Genomic DNA, 24,822 nt, shown 5'->3' on the forward strand with positions numbered 1-24,822 from the left:
TAAATGAAAAAATACGCATATATTATATTAATTGGTGTAATGAGTTTATTATCCTGTGAAAAAGATGACTTTTGCACGCAAACGCCTGTTACCCCAAACTTGGTATTACGTTTTTATGATAATGAAGATATTACCCAAACTAAAGGCGTAAATAGGCTATTTGTTTACGCTCAAGGAATGTCTGACAGCTTGATAAAAAATCAAACCATAGATTCAATAGCCATACCTCTAAATAGCCTAACTAATGAGACCGTTTACATATTAACTAAAAATGATGTAGATGATGATATTGCCAATACCCAAACTGCAACATTAACCATTCAATATACCCCAGAAGAAGAATATATATCGAGATCTTGCGGATATCGTTTTACCTTTCAAGATGTTACTATTAGTAACTCTGATAGTTCTTGGATAGGTGATCTCTCTACAACCGAAATACCTATTATCAATAATCAAACTCAAGCGCATGTACAAGTTTTTCATTAGTTTTTGCTTCGTTTTTGTGATATTTCATGCATACAGTCAACAAGCACAAGAAGAATCTATCAAAAAAGACACCATCATTTATAAAACAGGATATGGATTGCGTTTAGGTATTGACCTAAGTAAACCTGGACTTGCTGCTGTTGACAAGAGTTACAGTGGTTTAGAACTTCTTGGAGATTATAGAATCTCGAAAAACTGGTATGCAGCTGCTGAATTGGGGTATGAAAAAGAAACCACTTTTGAAGATTTCACTACCTCTACAGCTAAAGGAAGTTACCTAAGATTAGGAGCTAATTATAATGCGTACACGAATTGGCTCGATATGAATAATGAAATTTATATTGGAGGTCGCTATGGTTTTGCGCTATTTGACCATTCGTTGGATAGTTATACCCCTAATGTCACTACAGGAATTGAAGGAACTCCACCCTACTTCCCTGCTGAAACAATAAACACACCTCATACAGACACCGGACTAACAGCTCATTGGATTGAAGCTCAACTAGGGATGAAAGTAGAAACTTTTAAAAATTTATTTTTAGGAGCAGGGTTTTCATACAAAATAATGATCAGTGTTGATGACCAAACAAATTTCAAAACACTTTACACTCCTGGCTTTAATAGAGTATTTGAGAGTAATACTGGTTTTGGGTTTTTCTATTCCATTTCATACTTAATACCTTTTGTTAATAAGTAATTTTCCAGCACACGACTGATTTCACTAACTTTACACCCTAAAAAATAAAACTTATTAACAATGAATAGAATTCCAAGCGTAAATTTAGAGGACTTTTTATCAAAAGATGAAACACGAAAGCAAAAATTCATCGATGAAATTGGAAACGCTTATGAGAATATAGGTTTTGTTGCCTTAAAAGGACACTTTTTGGACAATGAATTAGTGGAAGATTTGTATAGGGAAATAAAAAACTTTTTTGATTTACCCGTAGACATTAAAAAAAAATATGAAATCCCTGGTATTGGCGGACAAAGAGGCTATGTGTCTTTTGGTAAAGAATCTGCTAAAGGCAAAAAAGAAGGTGATTTAAAAGAATTTTGGCACTTTGGTCAGTACGTTGAGAACGATCCTAAATTAGAGGCTGAATACCCTTCTAATATTGAAGTAAAAGAATTACCAAAGTTTAATGAGGTTGGTAAAAAAGCATACCAGATGCTAGAAAAAACAGCGCAATACGTGCTTCGCTCACTGGCCTTACATCTAGGTTTAGAAGAAACGTATTTTGACCAGTATATTAAAAATGGAAATAGTATTTTACGCCCTATTCACTACCCACCTATTATAGAAGAGCCGAAAGGAGCCGTTAGAGCAGCTGCACATGGCGATATTAATTTGATTACCTTATTAATGGGAGCTCAAGGTAGAGGGTTACAGGTACAAAACCACAAAGGGGAATGGATAGACGCCATTGCGGAGCCAGATGAATTAATGATCAATGTTGGAGATATGCTATCTCGTCACAGCAATAACAAATTAAAATCTACAATTCACCAAGTAATAAACCCTCCAAAAGAATTATGGAAAACTTCAAGATACTCCATACCTTTCTTTATGCATCCTATTTCTGAAATGAAATTAGATGTTTTAGAAAACTGTATTGATGAAAATAACCCTAAAAAACATGAAGATATTACAGCTGGTGAGTTCCTTAACGAACGTTTGCGTGAGTTAGGATTAATAAAATAACATGGATTTACAAGACCAATTAAAAAATCTTTTTCCCGATCATGAATTCGAGGAAAAACCTGTAGAAAAAAAACCAACTATCTGGCTACAAGATGAACCTTTATTGTGTAAATATGAAAAACGTAAAGGAAAACCTATTACCATTATAGATGGTTATAATGGAGCAACCTCCGATTTCAAAAAGTTAGCAAAAGAAATTAAAACCAAACTTAGTGTTGGAGGAAGTTTTAAGGATGATAAAATTATTATTCAAGGAGATTTTAGAGATCATATCATGAAAATCCTAGTAGACAAAGGCTTTAAGGTAAAAAGAGTTGGTGGATGAAAACAAAAATACTAAGAAAAATTTCTTAGTATTTTTGTTTTCTGTTTTTTTGTTTTATCATTACAAACTATTAAAAGCAAACGTCTTAGTAATATAAAAGAATTTAATACGTTTATTTTATATAACCCATACACTATAAAGAAACTTAAATTACCCCCAGAAATATGGCATCTTCAACACTACACATCACAAACGGAGATAGTACGACAAAAGTATTAGACAAATTAAATTTTAGCGACGCTATAGTCACTTGGCGTGAAATGCTTTGTGAAGGAAAGACCACCATTGACGTAGGTAGTGAAAGCTTTTGGAAAACAAGATTTGACTTTTTAAAATCGTCTTATAAAACCACCAAAAAAACATTTATTGATTACACCTTAAAAGAATATAGAAATCTTTGTAATGAAAAAAAACAAGACGAAATTGTATTATGGTTTGAGCATGATTTATTTTGTCAAATAAATATGCTGGCGGTTATCAGCTGGTTAAAACGTTACCGAAAGGGAAGAACGATCTCGCTTGTTGATTTCGGTGCTACCAAAAACAAAAAAAACTTGCTTAGATTGAACGAATTGTCAAAAGAAGAAATACTAAATCACTATGGCAATAGAGTGGTTTTAAATCAAGATGACGTAGAGTATGCCGATTACATATGGCAACTATACTGTTCAGACAGTCCTTTACGGTTAGAAGCTGTATATACCTTTAACCCAAAGTCTCCTTTTATACACCTAGAAAAAGCTATCAAAGTTCATTTACAAAGGTTCCCTTCCATTAACAACGGACTCAATAAGCTTGAAAACCATATTTTAAAAGTTGCAAGCCAACAAAAACATACGACTAAAAATGAGTTTGTAGATGCTATTATAGCTGATCAACATATCTACGGATTTGGTGATGTACAATACTTAAATAAACTTCAACAACTAAAAAAATTATTTACCTCTTTTGATCCTGTTAAATTGAGTAAAATTGGTAAAAAAGTATTAGACAATCAGGTAAATTACTATGGTAAAATACGATCTGATTTTTCGTATCTTGGCGGTTCTAAAAAATATAGCTATTTGTATGTAAATGATACAAAGAAACTATTAAAAATAACATCGTAAATGAACATACAGCATTCTGAACTCATTTTAAATTCAGACGGAAGTATTTATCACTTAAATTTAAAACCCGAACACATTGCCACCGATGTAATTTTTGTAGGTGATCAATACAGAGTAGATAAAGTAACTAAACATTTTGACACTATTGAATTTACAACACAGAAACGTGAATTCAAAACAGTTACAGGCACCTATAAAGGCAAGCGTTTATCGGTTATTTCAACAGGTATCGGACCTGATAATATTGATATCGTTTTAAATGAATTAGACGCTATCGTCAATATAGACCTGAATACACGTCAAGTAAAAAAAGAACACACATCACTCAATATTGCAAGAATAGGAACCTCTGGTTCTTTACAGGCAGACATTCCAGTTGACAGCTTTTTATTAAGCTCGCATGCTCTTGATATGAACGGGATGTTACATTCTTATCAAATTGATAAAATAGCCAACCCTGAAATCGAAACAGCCTTTATAAGCCACACCAATTGGAGTACAAAAAAAGCGCGCCCCTTAATTATTGAAAACGATCAATCGATAGAAAGCAAATTCTTAACTGACAAAATTCACAGAGGTATAACTGCTACTGCAGGCGGTTTTTATGGACCTCAAGGCAGAGTGTTACGACTAGAATTGCAAGATCATGATTTAAATGCTAAAATTGATAGTTTTAACTACCTTGGTAATCGCATTACCAATTTAGAAATGGAAACCTCAGCCATTTATGGTTTATCAAAACTGTTAGGGCATAGAGCTATTTCAATGAATGCTATTATAGCCAATAGAGCCACTGGTAGTTTTAGTAAAAACCCCAACAAAACTATTGAAGATTTAATTGTGTACACGTTAAACAAATTAGTTGAATAAATGCTGAATTTAAAAATTGGTGGCGTACCAGAACATTTTAATTATCCTTGGTACATTACCCTAAAAAATAAAGAATACACCAAGTACAATATTAATTTGCGATGGCAAGACTTCCCTGGCGGTACTGGTGATATGTGTAAAGCATTGCGCTTAGGTGAAATTGATATCGCTATTGTGCTCACTGAAGGAATCATTAAAGATATTATCAATGGTAACCCTTCTAAAATAACACAAACCTTTGTAAAAAGCCCGCTGGTTTGGGGTATTCATGTTGGGGCTAAGTCTACATTTCAAAAAATTGAAGACTTAGAAAACGGAACTGTTGCCATCAGTAGGTTCGGGTCAGGATCACACTTAATGGCCATTGTTAACGCACATAACTGCGGCTGGGATATCCACAAGCTACAATTTAAAGTCGTTGGTAATTTACAAGGTGGAATTGATGCACTAACCAATGGTGAGGCTGATTATTTCATGTGGGAACATTTTACCACGAAGCCTTTGGTAGATAATCATACTTTTAGACGCCTAGGCAACTGCCCAACACCTTGGCCTTGCTTTGTTGTTGCCGTACGTGATGAAGTTTTAGAAAATCATTTTGACGAAGTCAAAAAAGTACTAGATATTATCAATAATCGGATGGAAAATTTTAAAAAAATCGATAATATCGACAAAGTACTAGCGATCAGATACGAACAAAAGATAGAAGATATTAGAGAATGGTTATCTATAACTGAATGGAACAGTGGAAATCCTGTTTCTAAAGATTTAATTACAGAAATCCAAAATAAAATGGTCTCTTTTAACGTTATTGAAAAGAAAGAAGATTCTGGTAAATTAATCAGAAATGTGTATCTTTAAACTCTTAAAATATTAAAAATGAAAAATATAGTATTTATTGCAATTTGTGTAATCAGTTTAGTGGGGTTTTCTTCATGTGGTAGCACAAGCCCTTGTGGTTTAGCTAATAAAACAAAGCAACACTCTAACTCTAATCAGTCAGAAGTATTAGTTGCGGAAGTAGAAACGACCGTTGAATAGGTTGATTTCTTTATTCAAATTCAATAAATCCACTTTTTGAGTGGATTTATCATTTTTCTTATTTCTCTTAAATACCACACAGCTCCAAGAGTTTTCCTATAATTAATACCACTTATACGATTTACAAATAAATATTTCGCATATCTATTATTTCTTTTGTAGGTATTTTTGCGTTATAAAACTTAACCATAGCTTGGCTATGCTAAAGTTTTATGCCTTAAACTAACTTAAAACAATTCAATACCTATACACGAAATATGTATCTGTAAATCGTATTATAGGTAAAACGCAAGCATGACCGTAATGAAATGGATGTGTAACGTCACCTACGACACGGTATGAAACCATCATGAACTACTTCTTTCAATTTTCGCATGCAAAACTTTAACATCTATTTCCGTTTTTTTTCAAATAAATAGTTGAATATTAAACTCTAATTATATTACATTTGATTTACTGAATCACAACAAGTTAGTTTTATAAATAATTAAACACGAATAAAAATATAAGAGCTATAAAAACATTGTCTATTTTTTAACCACGGAATAACATCTGCGTTATGCAAAAAAAATGGAGTATATGAATCTTCAAAAAATTTAAATACAAAGAACCCAAAATTGTAGAAACACGATAAAAATAAATTATGAGAAAATCAACCATAACAACTTCAAAAATTCTTATCAAATTATAGTTTTAAAATAAAACTCTGGAAATAATCCGGACAACTATCAGTTAAACAAACAAAACTTTCACAACAAAAATCACCCTTCATTTAACAACTAAATTAAAATTTTACACTTATAATGATTCAATATAAAAGTATTACAGGCGGAGAAAAAACTGTAGATTTTGAAACCGCTATTTTAGATGGTTTTGCTTCAGATGGAGGGCTTTACATGCCTACAGCTATACCAAAAGTTTCAAAGGAAAAATTACTTAGCTGGTCTAAACTGAATTATTTAGACTTAGCCTTTGAAGTATTATCTCTATTTATAGACAAGCAAACGATGTCGCAAACTGAGTTGAAAAACTTATTGACTAATGCCTATAGTGAGTTTGAACGAGAGGAAATTATTCCACTACACAAGCTTAAGAGTAGAAAAGAAACCTACATTATGGAGCTATTTTATGGTCCTACTCTTTCATTTAAAGATATCGGACAATCTTTTCTAATTAATCTACTCCATTTTTTTCTCGAAAGAAAGAAAGAAAAGCGCACACTCATTTTGGCCACCACAGGTGATACTGGCCCTGCTGCTGCTCATTTTGCAGCTGGAAAATCGACTTTTCAAACATGGGTACTCTATCCTAAAAATATGATTACTCCAGAACAAGAAAGACAAATGACCTCTTTACCACATCAGAATATACACCCTGTTGGGGTTTATAACTGTCCTGATGGAGGAGACGATTTAGATTTAGTAATCTCTAAATTTTATGAAGACGATGCGTTTAAAAACAAACTTAAACTTTCAAGTGTTAACTCTATTAACTGGGGCCGAATTCTTATGCAAATGATTCATTATTTTTATGGCTATTTTCAAGTCGCAGAATATATTGGTGAGCCCGTTAATATCGCTGTACCGTCAGGTGGTTTTGGAAATTTGGGTGCTGGAACGATTGCAAAAGAAATGGGACTCCCTATAAATACCTATATCAGCTGTAGCAATGAAAACGATAGTTTACATCGTATTTTTTCAAGTGGAAAGCTATCTAAACAAGCAATGCATCAAACAATTTCTTCGGCTATTGATATTCTAATTCCTTACAATTTTTGGAGGTACCTCTATTTCAAAACAGGTATGGATACCGAAAAAATCAAACACTGGAAACAACAATTCGACACTAAAGGATTTGTTGAATTCGATTCTCATTCTTACAACTTAATAAAAGACGGTTTTTTATCAGAAAAAGCTAGTGATACTGAAACCTATGACATGATTCACGAAATTTATAATTCTGAAAAATATCTTCTGGATCCACATGGCGCTGTAGCCATGGTTGTAAGCGATAAATTGAAAAATTCTCTTAAAGACACCAAATTAATTTGTTTAGCCACGGCTCACCCAGCAAAGTTTCCTGAAATCATACAAAAATCATTGCATACTATTGATCAACTACCAGCATCAGCTAAACATTGGCGTATTGAAGATCAAAAACAATGTTGTGAAAAACTGTACCTATGTACCCATGAAAATTTAGAAAAATCACTGCGAAAATCCATGGAGGATAATTGGAATTTAAACCAATAAATAAAACCTAGTATGTCACTATATTCAAAATTATCAAAAGAAGATTTAACATCAATTTTAAGTCACTACTCAAACGATACCATAGAATCTTATAAGGTATTGAGTGGAGGGCTTGAAAACTCTAATTATTACGTAAAATCAACAAACCAAGAATATGTTGTCACTTTATTTGAAAAAAAAAGTGATACAGATGTTAACAATTTAGCAGAACTATTAGAACATTTAATCAGAAATGGTATTAATACTTCAAAAATTGTACTGACAAAAAACAATACATTAACATCTGTTTGGAATCACAAACCCATTCTTGTTAAAGAATTTATTCATGGGGAAGTACTGTCTGATTTTAGCACTAAAGAACTGTTATTGATTGGTGAAAAACTTGGTGAGTTACACCATATCAAACCCTTAAATTGGGTTCCAAAACAATTCAATTATGGTATTCAGTATTTTGCAGAAGTAAGTGAATATGCCTCAAATACTGACTTTAGTAAATGGATCACTAAAATGACTGATTATATTGAATCGGTTCCATGGGAAAAATTACCTAAATCATTTATCCATGGAGATTTATTTGACAGTAATATTTTAGTAAGTCATAAAAATCTAACTACTGAAACCATATTGATGGATTTTGAAGAATCTTGTTATTACTATAAGGTTTTTGATCTTGGAATGGCTATCGTAGGTAATTGCATCACTAATAACACCATCAATATAGACAAAACTAAAGCTTTATTGAAGGGGTATGAAAATAAAAATAAACTTCTTCCTATAGAAAAGAAGTACATACAACATGCAACGATATATGCTGCCACAGCCACCGCTTTTTGGCGACACAGGCAATTTAACTATCATTATCCAAACGAATCCATGAAAGACAGTTATCTGGTCATGAAAACTATTGCCGACAATGTATTAGCATATACCCCTGATCACTTTATAAATTTAATATAAAATCAAATGACTTCAATTATAAGGTTACCTGAAATACAAAAAGCCATCCAACAAATTGATATTCTTGACGCCATGAAAAAAGGGTTTATAGAGTACAGTTTAGGCAATGCAGTTATTCCGCCTGTAGGTGAATTAGTTTTTGAAAATCCTCCAGGTGATGTTCATATTAAATATGGATATATAAAAAACAAAGCCGATTACGTAATTAAAATTGCGAGTGGTTTTTATGAAAACCACGTATTAGGTCTTCCTTCCTCTCAAGGACTCATGCTCTTGTTTAGCCAACAAACAGGACAAATTAAAGCAATACTACTTGACGAAGGATACTTAACTGACATAAGAACCGCAGCGGCCGGAGCCTTGGTAGCCTATTATTTTGCTCCAAAGAATATAAAAGGGGTTGGTATTATAGGAACTGGTGGTCAGGCAAAATTACAGCTAGAGTTTTTAGAGAAAAATCACTCTTTTGAACATGTATGGGTATGGGGACGAAATACAGAAAAAACACAGAAATTTGCAGAACAATTTCAGGATAAATACACTATGCATATTGCAAAATCAACTACCGAACTCGCCCAACACTGTAATTTAATTGTAACAACAACGCCGTCCAAAATACCCTTATTAAAAGCTGCAGATATTTTACCAGGTACTCATATTACAGCCATTGGTTCAGACACTTCAGAAAAACAAGAGTTAGATACTTTGATTTTGAAAAAAGCAGATGTGGTGGTGGTCGATAGTATTTCTCAAAGTAAAAGTAGAGGAGAAGTTTTTAAAGCCATGTCGGATAATTCAATCAGTATCAATGATATCACAGAACTCGGTAATGCTGTTCAAAACAACAAACTCCAACGAACAAATAGTCAACAAATTACCATTGCCGACTTAACAGGAGTTGCTGTACAAGATCTTATGATTGCTAGTGAAGTGTATAACAATCATTCCATAAAGAATAGCTAAAAAATATGCGTTAAAAAACATGACCTCTGAAATAGATTCAAAACAAAAGGCTTGGTTGCATTTTTGATTTTACCATAACAGTGTTTAAAAAAAACATTCGCTTTTGTTGTTATAACTTACGTCTCTTTTTCAAAGCTTCAATACATCATTTAGGTAAACTCATCGCTGTAACCTTATTTTTATACCAGTTATTGTTTGAATTTACTGTAAAAGAAAATGAGTGTTCTTTTCTTTATATAATACGATTTACAAATAAATATTTCGCATATTTATTGTTTCTTTCATAGCTATTTTTGCGTTATAAAACTTTAGCATAGCAAAGTTATGCTAAAGTTTTATGCCTTAAACTAACTTAAAATAATTCAATACCTATATACGAAATATTTAACTGTAAACCGTATAAGATAGAAAAATCAATACTGCCAGTAGCTATGATTTCTTTTTATATTGAAATAGAAAGGGAAAAAGGACGTTTTATTACGGTAGATTCAAATGGTATTAAACACGTTTTTTATCCCGAATTATAGAATAGAACTTTATCTTCTGATAGTTAAACGCATTAAAATAAGAGCTTTTTAAATTTTAGCATAGCAATGCTATGCTAAAATTTAAAAAGGAAACGAAGTGGTTGATTTTACAGTGATTTCATCTTGTAATACCGGTTCTTAGGCAACGTTACACAGCCCTTTCCTTGAGACCTTACTTGCTGTGTTACTTATACATCGGTATTCACCATAAAACAATTAGGATGCATGAATTGAGGTCAGAAATAGTATTAGAAAAAATAATTACCAGCCATTCCAAATGGCATAAAAAAATTTGAGTCTAATTTTTCTTTTTCAACATGGGTACAAATTTAAAATCTCCCAATTCATGTTTTTCAAACTCTAAAGGAGATTTACGTATAAATAAGGTCATTATTTGATGTCCCTCACCAATTGGAACCAGTAATTTACCGCCTACTTTTATTTGTCCTAACAACGCCTTAGGTACAAAAGGAGCACCTGCTGTAACGATAATTTTATCAAAAGGAGCTTCTTTTGGCAACCCTTTATAACCATCTCCGAAAATAAATCGCTTTGCACGGTACCCCAATTTAGGAAGAAACAAAGAGGTTTTTTTAAACAACTCCTGTTGGCGCTCTATAGTATATACTTCTGCTTTTAACTCAATTAACACCGCTGCTTGATACCCTGATCCAGTGCCAATCTCAAGAATTTTTTCACCTTCTTTTACCTCTAGAACCTGTGTTTGAAATGCCACTGTATAGGGTTGCGAAATGGTTTGCTCAGCAGCAATTGGAAATGCTTTATCTTGATAGGCATGTTCTTCAAAGCTACTATCTATAAATAAGTGTCTAGGAATTTTTCTGATAGCATTTAACACCTTTTCATCGGTAATCCCTTTTCCCTCTAAAACATTTACTAATTGATTTCTAAGCCCTTGATGTTTGGTAGTATCTCTCACGAATATGTTAATTTCATTGGGTTAAAAGTAGTAATAAATATGTTTAAAATTGTATCTTTGTTCGCGTTGATTTTTTGTGAAAAATCACTAACTAAAAAAATAACACTTTCATTACGAAAATACAGCAGGTAACTCATTTATACTATGATTATTTGATGTTTCGTGGTAACAAAAATCAGTAAAAATCATGTTAAAAGCTGGAGTTTTAGGAGCTGGGCACTTAGGAAAAATACACCTGCGTTTATTACAACAATCAGAAAAATATACATTAATAGGATTCTATGATCCTTTTACAAAAAACGCTAAAAAAGTAGCTGAAGAGTTTGGTTATACTTTATTTGACTCCGTTGAAGAGTTGATTGACGCTGTTGATGTTGTTGATATTGTCACCCCTACTCTTTCTCATTTTGAATGTGCTAAACAAGCCATTGAAAAAGGCAAACATATTTTTATTGAAAAACCCATTACCAATACAGTATTAGAAGCCGAAGCTATTAGAACCTTAGCTAGTCAATACCATGTAAGAGGACAGGTAGGGCATGTAGAACGTTTTAACCCTGCTTTTACTGCAGTAAAAGACATGATCGACACCCCTATGTTTATTGAAACACATAGATTGGCTGAGTTTAATCCAAGAGGTACAGATGTTCCTGTTGTATTAGATTTAATGATTCACGATATTGATATAATTTTATCAGTCGTTAAATCAAAAGTAAAAAATGTATACGCTAGTGGAGTTTCTGTCATTTCCGATACTCCCGATATTGCCAATGCCCGAATTGAATTTGAAAATGGTTGTGTTGCTAACTTAACTTCTAGTAGAATTTCTATGAAGAATATGCGTAAATCTCGTTTTTTCCAAAAAGATGCATATATCTCTGTTAATTTTTTAGAAAAAAACTCGGAAGTGGTAAGAATGAAAGATGTACCTGAAAAACCAGATGAATTTGCCATGATCTTACAAAATGCCGAAGGAGTTAAAAAGCAAATTTATTTTGACAACCCTGATGTAACCGCTAACAATGCTATTTTAGATGAACTAGAATCATTTGCTGATGCCATTAACAGTGATACTACACCTATTGTATCGTTAAGTCAAGGAACGGAAGCCCTTCGTGTAGCACAACAAATAATCGATTGTTTTTAATACTATACTCACTATATACTTAGCGTATAGCGCTGGCTATTTTGTATAATTACATATAAAAAACAGACAACAAACTAATATTTTGAACCATAATAAACGATACACATGAAAAATATAGCTGTAATTGGTGCTGGTACTATGGGAAATGGAATTGCCCATACATTTGCACAATTTGGATACAATGTACAATTAATTGATATTTCTCAGGCTGCTTTAGATAGAGGTTTGGCTACCATTACGAAAAATTTAGATAGAATGGTGTCGAAAGAAAAAATTACAGAAAATGACAAAAACAATACGTTAAACAACATTACAACCTTTACCAGTATTCAAGAAGGTGTTCAAAATGTTGGTTTAGTGATTGAAGCAGCTACTGAAAATGTTACTTTAAAATTAAAAATATTTAAAGATTTAGATGACGCTTGTAGTGAACATACAATTTTAGCAACCAATACCTCGTCTATTTCAATTACACAAATAGCTGCCGTAACGAGTAGACCTGAAAAAGTTATTGGTATGCACTTTATGAATCCTGTACCCATCATGAAATTAGTAGAAATTATTAGAGGATATAATACCTCTGATGAAGTAATGGATACGATAGTTGATTTAACGAAGAAAGTGAACAAAACTCCAGTTGAAGTAAACGATTACCCTGGTTTTGTAGCCAATCGTATTTTAATGCCAATGATCAACGAATCTATTGAAACCTTGTATAATGGTGTTGCTGGGGTTTCTGAAATTGATACAGTAATGAAATTAGGAATGGCACACCCAATGGGACCTTTACAATTAGCTGATTTCATTGGACTGGACGTGTGTTTGTCTATTTTAAATGTAATGTACGATGGGTTTAAAAACCCTAAATATGCACCATGCCCTTTGCTAGTGAATATGGTAATGGCGGGTAAACTCGGCGTAAAGTCTGGTGAAGGTTTTTATGATTATAGTGAAAATAGAAAAGCTGAAAAAGTAGCTAAGCAGTTTTCATAACCTAAAAATATGACACTTTAATGATTGCTGAAAGATTACAAGCATTAAGAAACTATATGGCATCTAATAATTTAGATGCCTTTATTATTCCCTCTACGGATCCTCACCAATCAGAATATGTAGCTGACTACTGGAAATTACGCGAGTACTTTTCAGGGTTTACGGGATCTGCAGGTACTTTGATTGTTACAAAAACCACCACTGCTTTATGGACTGATTCAAGGTATTTTTTACAATTCGAAGAAGAATGTAAAAACACCGAAATAACACTCTGTAAACAATCTATTCCGCATGCTCCAGAACACGTAGTTTGGTTGTGTAACCTACTTAAAGAAGGTGCCTTAATCGGTATTGATTACCGACAGTTTTCAAAGTCGCAAATTGATTATATTTTGACGGTTATTTCTTCAAAAAACATTCAACTTCAAAACGAAATACATTTTGCAAAAAAAATCTGGAGTAATAGACCCAATTTACCTAAGTATACTATTGACAAACACCCCTTTGAGTTTTCTGGAGAAAAAACTTCTTCCAAATTAGACAAAATACAAACTGAGCTTAAAAAACAACAAGCTGATTATTATTTATTTTCTTCTTTAGATGAAATTGCCTGGTTGTTCAATATTCGTTCTCGGGATGTAGATTTTACACCCTTAGTTACTGCTTACGCCTTAGTAGGTATAAACTCTAGTATCCTTTTCTGTGATAAAAATCGCTTTTCAGAAAACACTATTTCCGTTTTCAAAAAACTAAACATTACCATTGAAAATTATGATGTTATTATCTCCTATTTACCAAGTTTAGGAACAAACACCAGCATAATTACGGATCCAAGCAGCTTGAATTATGCATGTTTCGAAGCTATAAATGGGAAACTTATCTACCAAAACTCTTTAGTTAAAGAATTAAAAGCGATAAAAAACAAAATAGAAATTAGCGGTGCTAAAAATGCTATGCTAAAAGACGGTATAGCCCTAACTAAATTCTTTATCTGGTTAGAACAAGAGCTTGAAAAGTGCGAGATTTCTGAATATGAAATTGGGAGAAAACTAGATTCTTTTAGACAACAACAAGAATATTATACAGGGGAATCATTTGCGGCAATTGTTGGCTATAAAGGGAACGGTGCTATTATTCATTATACAGCACCGAAAACAGGATCCGCAATGGTAACAAATGAGGGAATTTTACTAATAGATAGTGGTGGACAATACAACGATGGCACTACAGATGTAACCCGAACTATTTGGCTAGGTGGCACCCCTAATAATGATCTGAAAATTACGTATACCACTGTTTTAAAAGGATATATTGAACTAGAGCAGTTACAATTTCCAACAGGAACTACTGGTGCTCAAATTGACGCCTTCGCTCGTATTCATTTATGGAAAAACGGTTTGAATTTTCCACATGGCACAGGTCATGGTATAGGTAGCTTTGGTATGGTACATGAGCCTGGGCAAGGTTTTGCTACCGGTGCTACAACAACAAGAGGTACTACACCTCATTTTGCCAATCAACTAACTACAATTGAACCTGGCTGTTATGTTACCAATAAATTTGGTATTAGAACCGAAAACATTGTTCTTTCCAAGGTGGTTCATAAAACTAATTTTGGTGAGTTTTTAGGTTTTGAGCCTTTAACTTTATGTTATATCGACACTAACTTGATTGATCGTACCTTATTAACTTCAAATGAAATTTCTTGGTTAAACAATTATCATCAACTAGTTTTCGACAAGCTTTCTCCTCTATTAAGTAAAGAAGAAGCGGCGTGGTTACACCAAAAATGTAATGCTATATAATCATATGAAACAAATAGCTCTGAAATTATTTCCGAGCTATTTCATTGCCCTTTTTAGAGTACCGCATTTGTTGTGTATTTAACATGAAGTATCAGCAATGATTTTCCACTCTCCATTGATCTTTTTAAAGACAATCATAAATACACCATTGGCATCTCCTACTTTTCTGGTTAAATGATATTTCCCCATTACAAAATAGGCCTCATTATTTATTTTAGAAATATCATTTATTTCAAAACTTAAAGTTCCTGAATAGTCTTTTGTTGGGTATCCCTTTTTATAGTTAGCTAAGGTTTTGTTCCAGCCATACGTTATACCATTACTTCCATAAAACTTCAAAGAATCACTCTTCCAATAACCTTGCATAAACCCTTCTAAATCATGACTTGACCATGCTTTTTCCTGAGCTTTCATTATTCCCAAAATTTCCTGCTTATCCCTCTCTTCTGAAGTTTGATTCATAACTTCTTTCTTACATGACACTATGATTAACAGTCCTATTAAATAAAGGATTCCTTTTTTCATCTGATCTATCTATTTAAGTGATTTTTTTATTATGTTTATTCCCCAATTATAATGACTAGAAGTATTAGATATTAAATAGGCTCCCAATGATGTAGTGCCTGTCCAATGATATCTCTTTCTTTCAAATAGTTCGTCATTAGTATAACTTTCTATTACATGTTGAATTTGCAAATAGGATTCTTCAAAAAGTTCAATCGCCATACTTAAAGGGGTTGTTTGATATTCCTGCCATATCTTTTTGTTCAGATCAGGTACTGTTTTCCAAGTATACCCTTTCATAGGCATTTCGGGTTTATCACCTCTCATTCCTACTTCATGCCATTTCAGAAATAGAAGATGCCAATGATGCAAATGTGTCAATACATCTCTTACATTTCTATTCAATGTTCCTTTAGGAAATTCATGTTCAATTTCTTCTTTTGAATAGGAGGCTATTAGACTGAGCAGTTTTTGATAATTCTCCTTACTCTGAGAAATCAATTCTTCTTTATTCGTTGGTTTGGGCATTGTACTATTTTAATTCATCTCTAACTAGTAAATCGCATTACATCTTCTTTAAATATCTTCTGAAGAAAAAACAGTAGCTCATCAGCATTTTGTTTAGAAAACACTAATGGAGGTTTTATTTTCAATACATTGTGATCAGGCCCATCAATACTCATTAATATTTTATGTTCTTTCATTCTGTTGGCCAAATACGATGTTTGTTCCGCTAATGGGTTTTTATCACTATCAACTAATTCTATTCCTAAAAATAATCCTTGCCCTCTAATATCACCAATAATTGGGTGTTCCTTTGCTAATTTGGTTAATTCATTCTTCAAATAATTACCAACCTTGAATGCGTTTTCTTGTAACTTTTCCTTTTTAACTGCTTGTATAACTGCCGTTCCTACAGCACATGAAACAGGATTTCCTCCAAAGGTATTAAAATACTCCATTCCATTAGCAAACTTATTCGCTACTTCTTGTGTACAAACGACAGCTGCTAGTGGATGTCCATTTCCTAATGGTTTTCCTATAGTCACAATATCTGGAACTATATCGTGCAACTGAAATCCCCAAAATGTTTCTCCCATTCTACCACAACCTGTTTGAACTTCATCAGAAATACATAGACCACCTTCATTTCTAATGTACTCATATGCCTTCTTTAAAAAGCCTTTTGGTAATTCTATCTGTCCACCACAAGAAAGTATTGGTTCAATGATAAAAGCACCAACATTTCTTCCTTTCTCCTTAATTTTAATAATTTGTTTAAGCACTTCCTTAGCGTAACTAATAGCTGCGTTTTCATCTCTGTATTTTCCTCTAAACATGTCTGGTAACGGAAAAATATGTGTGTGCTCTGGCGCTCCTGTTCCTCCTTTACCATCAAACTTATACGATGAAATATCAACACACATATTGGTATTACCATGATAACCCAATTCTGAAGCGATAATATCTTTTTCGTTTGTACAAGTTTTAACCATCCGAATAGCCAACTCATTTGCTTCTGATCCTGAATTTACAAAATGAACAACATTTAATTCTGGTGGAAACGTTTCAATCAATTCTTGTGCTAACTGATTAATATTTTCATGCAGGTAGCGTGAATTGGTATTGAGAACAGCCATTTGCTCTTGCCCTGCTTTTACTACTTTAGGGTGCTCATGACCAACATGTGCAACATTATTCACAGTATCCAAATATTGGTTACCGTATTGGTCTATCAAATAAATTCCTTGTCCTCGTACCATTTTTACAGGAACTTTATACTGTAAACTCAATCCTTTACCTAAGTGTTGTTTTCGGTAATTTAAAATTTCTTCATTGGTTTTTTTGACATTCGTGTCTAGTGCTTTGGATTGAATCAACAAATTTGGGTTTGGACAAATACTTTTCCAAACATTCACATCGGCATGAGAAACGACTCCAGGAAAATCATTTTCGTAATGTAGCATAGAAAGCATAATTTGAAAATGAAGATGTGGAACCCAGTTGCCATTTTCTGAACTATTTCCAAGATATCCTATGCACTCCCCTTTTTTAACAACATCCCCTACTTTTACCTTGTTTAAACTTGCCAATGATAAATGACCGTATAGTGTGTAAAAAGGTATTGCGTTAGCTTTATGTTCTACGATGATAAGACCTCCATATTCTTTCTCTTTGTCATTGTTCGTAACGGTTGTCACAACTCCATCAAAAGGAATGTGAACAGCAGTTTCGGATGGCAACCAAAAATCTATCCCTAAGTGGATGGATCTACTTTCCCTTCCATAATTCCCGATAGTGGCGTATTCATTGGAAGTATATAAGGATCTAGCTTCTAAATACCCACCCGCTAAAACCTTTGTTGTATATTCTTTTTGAAGTTGATCTATTTTGAATTGAAAGTTCTCTAAGTCATTAAAATTAGTGTAATTCCCTAGCCACAAACTTTCAACACTCATATCAACGGCTTGTATTACTTCTCGATTAATGGTAGGAAATAAAGTAGTTATTTTAATTTTTTGATCTGCCATCCACTCTTCAAATTCTTGCTCATTTGGATGCGCCGTGAATCCACAAACTTCTCTAAACGAAAATTCTGCAAACTCTGAGGAAATAGTACGCCATTTTTTTAATACGTCCCAAGCTCGTTTTTCTGATATTAATAAATACGCATTATCAGGTTCCTTTTGTTTGGCAATAGCAGATTTTGTAACCGTTATTACCAAACGCATTGCAATAGCATCGTATAAATAAGCTAGCTCTTCTTCTATTAACGAGAATTCACTATGATATCCTTTCACTATAGGTAAAGCTGCTTCTAAAGGGTTATTAAAATCCATAATAGCATAGGCACAAGCCACTGCTAGATCATTAATTATTTGTGTATGAATGGCGTCTCCATAATCAATGATAGCGGTTACTTGTGGATTTAGCAAATCTTCCGAAACTAGAATATTATTATCATTCGCATCGCTATGTATTACAGCCTTTCTCAGTTTGGTATACCCCTTCTGTTTGTTTTTAAATCTATTGTGAAAGTACTTAACAATATTACCTTCTTTAGATGAAAATATGTCTACATATTCTTCTGTCCACAATCCCTTAGCGATGTCCCAAACAAAATCTCTATTTGCCTGCGGATGAGAAAACCCTTGTAATGCCTTCGTTAATTTTCCTACTTCCATTCCTAAACTTAAACGTAAGCTATTGGTTATAGGATTAACATTACTCCATAATCTACCACTTAACCATGTTAGCAAACGTACATATCGTATATTATCAGCTTCATCTCTAACTAGCGCTATTTGGTTTCCTTGATTGTCTTTTATTATTCTGGGAGAGCTACCTACTTTACCATCTACATGATTTAATAAAGCCTGTTGGTACTCTAAATACGCTAGATTTTCATTTGGCCTTGATATTTTAAGAATATAACTACTTTGCCCATCAATTTTAACTTTAAAATTAAAATCAATTTCACCTGGTAATTCGGATACCTCTCCTGCTATACCAAAAAACTCTTGTAAAATATTTTCAGCTTCTTCCCTGAAAATTTTTATACCTATATTGTTCATTATAATCCTGTTTTAAACCCTTTAGCCAAATTACTAAATAAGAAAAATTAATCGACATATTAATGCGCGACTAATCTACTGAATCTAAGTTTAAGGAAAAAAATACTTTATCACTTTAACAATTTGCGAAGTATATGTACAAAAGCTATCGTTTTCTATTTCATTCAGATAGTTTTTAAACTATCGTCCTCAGGACAATACCCTCCAAAAACACCTTTGCCAAAACGACTTTCTCGAGAAATAATTAGCAACAATATTTCACCTATTCTTGGGTAAAATTATGTCATTATTTCCTTACTCTTATGTCTATATTTCCCCTTTGATCAGGATTTACTATCAACAATTATAACTGATAAATTACACCCTAGATTTAGGGTTAAAATTAGTGTTTTCTATTACTGACTATTTAAGAGAATACTTATATTTTCCCTTTTATAAAATTATGAAGTAGGTGGTTATTTATGCTTAAAATAACGATTTAATTATTTCCTTTATGGTAATACCCTCGGCTTCTGCTTTATAATTCTTTACAATTCTATGTGATAATATAGGAATTGCCACCGCCTGGACATCTTCAATATCAGGAGAATACTTCCCCAGAACCGCAGCATGAGCCTTGGCTGCTAAAATCAAATTTTGCGATGCTCTGGGTCCAGCACCCCAGTCAATATATTTTTTAATAAAATCGGTTCCTTCTTTAGACCTAGGTCTTGTTTTTCCAACTAAAGTCACCGCATACTCTATAACATTATCTGCTACAGGAATTTTTCGTATCAAATTTTGTACTTCTAAAATTTCTTCAGCCGAAAAGATAGAGTCTACGGTTTGATTAATTATCGATGTTGTACTCTTTACAACCTCAACTTCTTCTTCAAAAGTTGGATATTCAAGATTAATAGAAAACATAAACCTATCAAGTTGTGCTTCTGGCAAGGGGTACGTTCCTTCCTGTTCTATTGGGTTCTGCGTCGCTAATACAAAAAATGGTAGATCTAGTTTATAGTGTTGGCCCGCAATGGTTACCGATCGTTCTTGCATCGCCTCAAGCAATGCCGCCTGTGTTTTTGGAGGCGTACGATTGATTTCATCTGCTAAAATAATATTGGAAAAGATAGGTCCTTTTATAAATTTAAAATGACGGTTTTCATCTAATATTTCACTTCCCAAAATATCAGAAGGCATAAGATCTGGTGTAAATTGAATTCTTTTAAAATTTAACCCTAATGCATTAGAAACTGTATTTACAAGTAAGGTCTTCGCCAAACCAGGAACGCCTATTAACAAGGAATGTCCACCACAGAATACTGATAATAATGTAAAGTTAACCGCCTCATGTTGGCCAATAATTACTTTACCTATTTCTTGTTGAAGTTGCGTATATTTTTTTACTAAATTATTAACAGCAATTACATCTGACATCTTATAAACAGTTTTTACATAATACAGAATCTATTCAAATGTAAGATTTGATCTCAAAATAATTAAACAGATACTACTTTTATTATTTATTTTCTTTTTTCCAATCTTTTTTAAAGATACATTTTTTATAATCACTTCCCAATTTAATATAGGTTTCTTGTATTTTTTCTTTCGACCAATTTGTTATCGTTTCTTCCTTTTTCTTTACTAAGGCAAATTGTTGCATTCTTACATAGTCATCTACAATATCTGCTTTATGCGTATCTGTTCTATTTCTCATATAGATAACCTTGTACATTTTTTCTCCTTCTCTAGTTTCATCGTAAAAAACATCTGAGAACTCTCCCTGCTTCAATTCACTGATTCTTCCAAATAAGTCCGGAGGCATTCTTGTTAACTCAAATACCGGTTCACCTGTATAAGGGTTCATTAATATTCCCCCACTAAGTTTTGTGTCTTTATCTTCAGAATACTTGGCAACTGCTTTTGCAAAAGTTATTTTACCTTCTTTAACCTCTACCATTACTTTCTCTATAGCCTCTTTTGTTTCTTTTAACTCTTCATCCGAAATTTCAGGTTGCATCAAAATATGCGACACTTCTCTTTGATTTCCTTTGATTTTATGTAATTGGATAATGTGATACCCAAAATTTGATTTAAAAGGCTCAGAGATTTGGTTTTCATCTAAAGAAAAAGCTACTTCCTTAAATTCTTTAATAAAAGGGCTGTCTTTGGTTATCGTATATTTACCTTCATTTGTGGTAACCGCAGGGTCATCAGAATTGATAATTGCTTTTAATTTAAAGCTAGCTCCGTTCTCTACTTCTTTCCTTATCTTGTTTAATTTGGCAACAATTCGCTCACTCTCTCCTTTTGTTGCTTTTGCATACAATACTAATTGCGCTAACTCTACTTCTGCAGGGATTTCAGGTAGTTCATTTTTCTCTTTCAACCCATTAAAATATACACGAACCTCTTCTGGTGTTACATCAATATTACCCGTTATTTTTTCTTGCTCTTTTTCTATGAGTACATTTTCTTTTTGTACTCTCGCTAATTCCTTCTTTAAGTCTTCTATCCCATTAAAACCATAGGCTTCAACAACTTTTTCCTCACTTCCGTATTCATTTGTGAAATAGGCAATACTACGATCTACCTTAGCATCTATTTCACTTTGTGAAACCGTAACACTATCAATAATTGCGTGATGTGCTAACAACTTTTGTTGCATTAATTCCTCCAACATTTCACAATCCGAAATATCAACCTTTCCTTCACTACGAAGTTTTATTTCTTGTTTGAATTTTTCTATATCAGAATCTAAAACAATATTTTTACCAACGACAACAGCTACACCATCAATCTTAGTTTGCTCAGTTTGCTGTGCGTTTGATATAAATACTGTTAAAAATAACAGTATTAAAAGGCTAGTATTCTTTAAAGTTTTTGTTTTGAATAGCATCATTTATCAGCGTTTTTTCAATCTCTCTTATTAATTCTAATTTCCGTTTATGTAAAATAATTTGCTTAATCCTTCTAATAACATGACTCAAAGGAGCTGTTTGATTTTTTTGCAAAATATTTTTTACAGCGACCAAATATACTCCTAAACTATCTTCTTTTTGTATGAATTTTGATATTTTTAACAGTTTTTCTTTCGATTCTCCACGAAATGGCGGGATTTTTTCTTTCAAATAATTGATTGTAACCCAAGTACTATCTTGTAACCTATATGATTTGAGACTTAGGAAGTATTTTTCCAACTCTACTTGATCTTCTAAATTAGGTGATTTAAAGCTCTTTACAACCTCATCCCTCTCTAGGTGATCCTTTCCTAAATTAACATAATCGAATTGCAGTAATTCCTCACTAAGTTTAAAATTATCTTTGTTTGTTTCATAATACTGCGATACCTCTTCATTGGAAATAATCGTATCCAATCGTTGCTTTATTAGCTTTTCTTTATAGCCATTAATATAGAGGCTCGACTTATAATCATTAACCAGTTTTTCAATCTCTAAGCTATTTACTTCCGAGATATTCTCTTCTGCTTTAATTAAAAACATTTGTTGTTTGGCCCACGAATATATTAACCCCTTAACAACAACTAAACTATCTTGTTTTGATATTTTTTTGGGAAGTAAGTTTACAATATCCTTTTTATACAGGTGTTTGTTATAAACCGAGGCTATCGGCTTTTCCTCTTGGGTTCTTTGTTTTTTAAAAGTAATTAAATCACAAGAAAAAAACAATAGCACATTCAATATTAGACAAAGTTTTTTCACTATTTTATTGGTTAAATGTTTTCTTTAATTTTTTTAATTCTTGTTCTTTTATGCTAACTTTATTTTTCTTTCTGAGGTCATTAACCCAATTTTCTTCTAACTGTTTCTGATAATCGCTCATCACAACTCCTTTTATATCCGCTAACTTCTTCTGCTTATATTTTTCTTTATTATGGCTAAAAAATTGTTGTAAACCAATAGAATCGTTAGCTGATTTTTTCCAAACTTTTTGCTGCATTAATTCAAACAATAGTAATCCTTCTTGGTACTCTGTTAAGGTATTTCTGTATTCTGGTTCTCGATTGATTAAATCATCTTTGAAATAACTCAATATTTCTTTGTCTTTAAACTCATTAAAATAGACATTAATATCTAAATCTCTTCTAAACCTAATAAAATCATAAAAGGTACTTTGTTGAATTTTTTTATCCTCTATAGATAATAACCATTCCGTTAATTTGTTTTTCGACAGCTCAGCTATTGTTGTATTATAAAAAGCTTTTAAGGCTTTTTCATTTACTTTGATTTCATACTCGCCCTTAACTCTCTTTAAAACTGCTTCTTGCGATAACTTTAACCTATCTGATCTTTTAATTTTTCTTTCTAAATCTTTCTTCTCCTCTTCAAAGCTCCCTACAGGAAATTTCTTGAGTAGTTTTACGATATGCCATCCGTATTTTGTTTTAAATGGCTTACTTATCTGATTAACTTCTTGTAATTGATGAACTGCATTTTCGAATTCAACAACCATACTTCCAGTTCCAAATTTCGGTAATTTACCTCCGTTACGTGCAGTACCTCTATCATCAGAATATTTTTTTGCTACTTCTTCAAAAGAAGTTCCATAACTTAGTTGCTCGTAAAGTGAATCTATTTTCACTTTTCCAACAATTGATCGGTCTTTTGACAAAATGTGTGCCACCTCAAATTTACCCTTTGATTCTCGTTTACCCGTTACTTTTAAAATGTGATATCCAAAGCGTGTTTTGAAAGGTTGTGATACTTGCCCTAATTTAGTTTTATAGGCATTCTCTTCAAAAGGGAAGACCATCCTAAATGCTGAAAAGTATCCTAAATCTCCCTCATTCTTCTTAACCGAAGGGTCTTCTGAGACCTCCTTTGCTACTTTTTCAAATGATTCTCCTGACAAAATTCTTTTTCTAGCTTCTAAAATCTTATGATATGCGTCTATTGTATCATTAAGTGTTCCTTTATTTGAGTGCATGACCAATATATGGCTTGCTCTCACTTCATTTCTTGTTCGGAAATAAGCTTCCTGAACAAGCTTATTTACTGACTCTTGATCTTGCAAATAAGGCGCCATTAATTGCCTCTTATAGCCTTCTAATTCTCTTTTATAAGTACGAGCAGTATCTAACTTTAAAGCATAAGCTTCTTTTACTTTTAATTTATAATTGATGTATAAATCAAGGTATTTGTCTATGCTTTTTGAATCGTTGTCTACAACTAAACCTAAGTTCTTTTCATAAACTCTTTGAAATTCGGAAACGGGAACAGGTTTTCCATTAATGCTAAAAAGTTCCTTTTTATTTTGCGCTACAGCTGTCGCCAACAAAAAATTGCACAAAACAATAATACCTAAAATTTGTTTTTTCATAAAATACTTATTTATAAAGAAATAATACCTTTAATTGCTTCTGCCTTCTTGTAATATGAAATTACCTCATCAGAACTTTTAACTGTTATTTGAACAGATACACTAATATACTTTCCTGTTCTTGATTTTTTAGTATTTATAACAGCTCCTCCATTATCGAACAAGCCCTGAACCTCCAAAACTTGATCTCCTCCAGTAGGAACTATAAATTTATATAAATATTTTGATGGAAAACTAGTTGTATCCTCTAACTGTAATTTTAATTTATTATAAAATGCTTCTCTATCTGACATAATTA

At 32.6% G+C, this 24,822-nt stretch carries 23 protein-coding genes; 14 read left to right on the plus strand and 9 right to left on the minus strand.

Annotation, left to right across the window (positions count from 1 at the left end; genetic code table 11):
• Positions 1-3: 3 nt before the first annotated feature.
• The 11 genes from AC2TDS_RS04260 (at position 4) to AC2TDS_RS04310 (ending at position 9,711) form a co-directional block, all read left to right on the plus strand.
• Complete coding sequence (locus tag AC2TDS_RS04260; protein ID WP_484737881.1) at positions 4-489, plus strand: DUF6452 family protein; 486 nt, start codon at positions 4-6, stop codon at positions 487-489.
• Positions 470-1,186 (plus strand): DUF6048 family protein, encoded by a 717-nt coding sequence (locus tag AC2TDS_RS04265; protein WP_484737882.1) that lies wholly within the window; start codon positions 470-472, stop codon positions 1,184-1,186. The genes AC2TDS_RS04260 and AC2TDS_RS04265 overlap by 20 nt, the downstream gene beginning before the upstream one ends.
• 60 nt (positions 1,187-1,246) lie before the next feature.
• Positions 1,247-2,194 carry an isopenicillin N synthase family dioxygenase gene (locus tag AC2TDS_RS04270; protein WP_484737883.1) on the plus strand — a complete coding sequence of 316 codons (948 nt, stop codon included), beginning with the start codon at positions 1,247-1,249 and terminating at the stop codon, positions 2,192-2,194.
• A gap of 1 nt (position 2,195) precedes the next feature.
• A complete protein-coding gene (locus tag AC2TDS_RS04275) occupies positions 2,196-2,519 on the plus strand; it encodes a translation initiation factor (RefSeq protein ID WP_484737884.1) in 324 nt (107 codons plus the stop codon).
• Between the two features lie 164 nt (positions 2,520-2,683).
• The gene (locus AC2TDS_RS04280; protein ID WP_484737885.1) at positions 2,684-3,628 is read left to right on the plus strand and encodes a DUF1835 domain-containing protein; all 945 of its coding nucleotides are present in this window, start codon (positions 2,684-2,686) and stop codon (positions 3,626-3,628) included.
• Positions 3,629-4,498 (plus strand): nucleoside phosphorylase, encoded by an 870-nt coding sequence (locus AC2TDS_RS04285; protein ID WP_484737886.1) that lies wholly within the window; start codon positions 3,629-3,631, stop codon positions 4,496-4,498.
• The gene (locus tag AC2TDS_RS04290; protein ID WP_484737887.1) at positions 4,499-5,359 is read left to right on the plus strand and encodes a substrate-binding domain-containing protein; all 861 of its coding nucleotides are present in this window, start codon (positions 4,499-4,501) and stop codon (positions 5,357-5,359) included.
• 18 nt (positions 5,360-5,377) lie between these two features.
• Positions 5,378-5,539, plus strand: coding sequence for a hypothetical protein (locus AC2TDS_RS04295; protein ID WP_484737888.1), 162 nt, complete (start codon positions 5,378-5,380; stop codon positions 5,537-5,539).
• Positions 5,540-6,342: 803 nt separating this feature from the next.
• Complete coding sequence (gene thrC, locus AC2TDS_RS04300) at positions 6,343-7,791, plus strand: threonine synthase (RefSeq protein ID WP_484737889.1); 1,449 nt, start codon at positions 6,343-6,345, stop codon at positions 7,789-7,791.
• A 12-nt stretch (positions 7,792-7,803) separates the two neighbouring features.
• Positions 7,804-8,748 (plus strand): phosphotransferase, encoded by a 945-nt coding sequence (locus tag AC2TDS_RS04305; protein ID WP_484737890.1) that lies wholly within the window; start codon positions 7,804-7,806, stop codon positions 8,746-8,748.
• Between the two features lie 6 nt (positions 8,749-8,754).
• A complete protein-coding gene (locus AC2TDS_RS04310) occupies positions 8,755-9,711 on the plus strand; it encodes a Rossmann-fold NAD(P)-binding domain-containing protein (protein ID WP_484737891.1) in 957 nt (318 codons plus the stop codon).
• 825 nt (positions 9,712-10,536) lie between these two features.
• Here AC2TDS_RS04310 and AC2TDS_RS04315 read toward each other — a convergent pair.
• Positions 10,537-11,178 carry a protein-L-isoaspartate(D-aspartate) O-methyltransferase gene (locus AC2TDS_RS04315; RefSeq protein WP_484737892.1) on the minus strand — a complete coding sequence of 214 codons (642 nt, stop codon included), beginning with the start codon at positions 11,176-11,178 and terminating at the stop codon, positions 10,537-10,539.
• A gap of 187 nt (positions 11,179-11,365) precedes the next feature.
• Between AC2TDS_RS04315 and AC2TDS_RS04320 the strand changes: the two genes are divergently transcribed.
• From AC2TDS_RS04320 to AC2TDS_RS04330, 3 genes are all read left to right on the plus strand, one after another.
• Entirely contained in the window at positions 11,366-12,325 is a 960-nt protein-coding gene (locus tag AC2TDS_RS04320; protein WP_484737893.1) for a Gfo/Idh/MocA family protein, read from the plus strand.
• A 105-nt stretch (positions 12,326-12,430) separates the two neighbouring features.
• On the plus strand, positions 12,431-13,318 hold the full coding sequence (locus tag AC2TDS_RS04325) for a 3-hydroxybutyryl-CoA dehydrogenase (protein WP_484737894.1): 888 nt from the start codon (positions 12,431-12,433) through the stop codon (positions 13,316-13,318).
• Between the two features lie 20 nt (positions 13,319-13,338).
• The gene (locus AC2TDS_RS04330; protein WP_484737895.1) at positions 13,339-15,123 is read left to right on the plus strand and encodes an aminopeptidase P family protein; all 1,785 of its coding nucleotides are present in this window, start codon (positions 13,339-13,341) and stop codon (positions 15,121-15,123) included.
• A 78-nt stretch (positions 15,124-15,201) separates the two neighbouring features.
• On the opposite strand, the gene AC2TDS_RS04335 is transcribed toward AC2TDS_RS04330, so the two are convergent.
• The 8 genes from AC2TDS_RS04335 to AC2TDS_RS04370 all read right to left on the minus strand — a co-directional run bounded on the left by AC2TDS_RS04335 (position 15,202) and on the right by AC2TDS_RS04370 (position 24,817).
• A complete protein-coding gene (locus AC2TDS_RS04335; RefSeq protein ID WP_484737896.1) occupies positions 15,202-15,648 on the minus strand; it encodes a YybH family protein in 447 nt (148 codons plus the stop codon).
• Between the two features lie 9 nt (positions 15,649-15,657).
• Entirely contained in the window at positions 15,658-16,155 is a 498-nt protein-coding gene (locus AC2TDS_RS04340; protein WP_484737897.1) for a ClbS/DfsB family four-helix bundle protein, read from the minus strand.
• A gap of 20 nt (positions 16,156-16,175) precedes the next feature.
• Positions 16,176-19,202: an aminotransferase class III-fold pyridoxal phosphate-dependent enzyme gene (locus AC2TDS_RS04345; RefSeq protein WP_484737898.1), complete on the minus strand. Its 3,027-nt coding sequence runs from the start codon at positions 19,200-19,202 to the stop codon at positions 16,176-16,178.
• A gap of 465 nt (positions 19,203-19,667) precedes the next feature.
• Positions 19,668-20,621: an AAA family ATPase gene (locus AC2TDS_RS04350; protein ID WP_484737899.1), complete on the minus strand. Its 954-nt coding sequence runs from the start codon at positions 20,619-20,621 to the stop codon at positions 19,668-19,670.
• 82 nt (positions 20,622-20,703) lie between these two features.
• Positions 20,704-22,086, minus strand: coding sequence for a peptidylprolyl isomerase (locus tag AC2TDS_RS04355; protein WP_484737900.1), 1,383 nt, complete (start codon positions 22,084-22,086; stop codon positions 20,704-20,706).
• Positions 22,049-22,906 (minus strand): hypothetical protein, encoded by an 858-nt coding sequence (locus tag AC2TDS_RS04360; RefSeq protein ID WP_484737901.1) that lies wholly within the window; start codon positions 22,904-22,906, stop codon positions 22,049-22,051. Before AC2TDS_RS04360 ends, AC2TDS_RS04355 begins: the two co-directional genes overlap by 38 nt.
• A 4-nt stretch (positions 22,907-22,910) precedes the next feature.
• Positions 22,911-24,524, minus strand: a complete 1,614-nt coding sequence (locus AC2TDS_RS04365; RefSeq protein WP_484737902.1) for a peptidylprolyl isomerase — start codon at positions 24,522-24,524, stop codon at positions 22,911-22,913.
• 11 nt (positions 24,525-24,535) lie between these two features.
• Positions 24,536-24,817 carry a DUF493 family protein gene (locus tag AC2TDS_RS04370; RefSeq protein ID WP_484737903.1) on the minus strand — a complete coding sequence of 94 codons (282 nt, stop codon included), beginning with the start codon at positions 24,815-24,817 and terminating at the stop codon, positions 24,536-24,538.
• Positions 24,818-24,822: the final 5 nt, after the last annotated feature.

Source organism: Tenacibaculum profundicola, from assembly GCF_057220795.1.